At 69.0% G+C, this 2,169-nt stretch carries 1 protein-coding gene; it reads right to left on the reverse strand.

What is annotated here, in order from left to right; genetic code table 11:
• Positions 1–36: 36 nt before the first annotated feature.
• Positions 37–2,169: carbohydrate-binding domain-containing protein (locus H7965_RS29575; RefSeq protein WP_222440891.1), on the reverse strand; the 2,133-nt coding region annotated here is incomplete at its 5' end.

Genomic DNA, 2,169 nt, shown 5'->3' on the forward strand with positions numbered 1-2,169 from the left:
GAGACGGGCCGGTGCGGCCCGTCTCGGTTGCCGGGTTCAGGCGAAGAGCATGTCCGCCGCGGCGATCTTGGTGACATGCGCCAGGAAGACGCTGTCGCCGCCGGTGTCGTAGGTGACCAGCAGGCCGGAGACCCCGCCCTCGGTCGCCGCCTTGGTGGTGACGCCGGACTTGGTCAGCCCGCCGCTGAACTGCAGCAGGTCGGTGCCCGAGGTGAAGTCCTCGATCACCACATGGCCGCTGCCGCGGACGAAGACGAAGCTGTCCTTGCCGGCGCCGCCGGTGAACTCGGCGGTGCCGGTGCCGGCGTGGAAGATGTCGTTGCCGGCGCCGCCGACGGCGGTCGCCTCACCGCTGCCGGCGTGCAGCACCAGCTTCGTCTTGCCCTCGACGGTGACGCTGTCCTGGCCGCTGCCGAAGGTGACGTCGGCGATCGAGTGCCGGCCGTCGTAGTTGGCGTTGTACAGCTTGCCGTTGTCGTGGCGGTCGTAGTCGGCCAGCGGGGAGCGGCCGGCGTCGGTGATGGTGACGGTGTCGTTGCCGGCGCCGGTCTTGATGACCATGGTGTTGAGGGCGGCGCCGCCGCTGTTGCTGTGCGCCACCCAGGTCACCTGGTCGTCGCCGGCGCCGAGCGTCACGGCACCGCGCTTGGCGCTGACCAGCATCAGGTCGAAGTCGAGGCTGCCGGCCTTGGACAGGTCGAGGTTGGTCTGTACGAAGTTGTCGAAGGCGAGCTTGCTGGACCAGCTGGCGTTCCAGCTGGCGGGCTTCAGCGTCGCCCCGGGGCCGGTGCCCCAATCCGACGTGCCGCCGTAGGTGACGTAGTCGGACCCGCCGAAATCGGCTTGGCCGATCCAGACATCGGCATCCCTGCCGCCGAACTTGGCGGGCGGCGTCGCCGTGCCGGGGGTGGTGGTGACCGGCGGCTCGGCGACCGGCGGCGGGGTGACGACGGCGGCCTTGCTGAAGGCGAAGTCGGCCGGGCCGTTGCTGTACAGGTCGGCGCTGCTGCCGGCCAGCTCGACGCCGTTGAAGGTGATGCCGTCCACATGCAGGTTGCGGTCGGCCGCCGAGGACCCGCCATAGGCGTCGTTGGTGAAGTTGACGGTGACCTTGTGCGCACCGGCGCCCCAGTTGCCCTTCACCGTGATGACGTCATTGAGCCCGGCGGCGTGCGAGGCGCCGGCGGTCAGGGTGCCGTCGACCTGCTTGCCATCGACGCTGATGGTGTAGGTGGCGTTGCCCTGCCAGGCATCCTGGCTGATCTTCAGCACCAGCGTGTCGCTGCCGCTGCCGATGGTCTTGGTGACGGGGTCGGCCGGCTTGGGGGCCGGCTCGGCGACCACCGGCGGCTTGGTGACGGTGCCGCTGCCGCCGGTGTAGGTGCCGCTGCCGCTGACCCATTGCGACATCACCACATTGTCGATGTGGGTGGTGACGACATTCGGGGTGGAGCCGTCGGGACCGCCGCCCAGCCATTCCTCGCCGCTGGCGGCGACATAGCCCATGGCGCCGAAGCCCATCGCGGTGTCCGGGATGGCCGCGGGGTCGGTCCAGGTCGCCACCACCTTGCCATCGACCTCGATGGTCAGGACGGAGGGCAGCCAGGTCATCTTGTAGTGGTGGGTCTGGCCCGGGTCATAGTCGCTGAAGATCGAGTCGTACCGGTGCGAGCCGTCGCTGCCCTCCCAGTGAGTGGAGTGCATCGGGACGGTCTTCGGCGTCTCCAGGATGTCGATCTCGCCGTCGCGCGGCCAGGTGTCGGAGGCGGGCCACATCAGGATGGCGGCCTGGGTGCCCTGGGCCTGCTCGACCCGGGCGTCGAACTCGACCGTGCCGTAGGTGATGGTGTTGCCGGCCTTGAAGCTGGAGAAGCCGCCGGCGGTCCAGGAGCCGTCGGCGTGGCGGGTGTCGGTCACCTGCAGCTCGCCGTTGCGGACGCCGACATCGGCGCTGCTCCAGGTGAAGGCGCCGTTCCAGTAGGTGCCGCCGCCGAAGGCCGGGCCCCACTTCGAGGTCTGGTAGCCGTTGCTGAAGTCATCCGACAGGACGACGCGGTAGGCGTTGCCGCTGGTATCCGTCGAGGTTGTTCCGACTGCCGAGACCATCTTCTCGCTCTCCACAAATGCGTGATTCACCACTTTGTGATCACTGTCGTGGCGAGCGTATGC

Origin of the sequence: Siccirubricoccus deserti (genome assembly GCF_014283215.1) — a bacterium.
In the GTDB taxonomy this organism is placed as follows: Bacteria; Pseudomonadota; Alphaproteobacteria; order Acetobacterales; family Acetobacteraceae; genus Siccirubricoccus; species Siccirubricoccus deserti.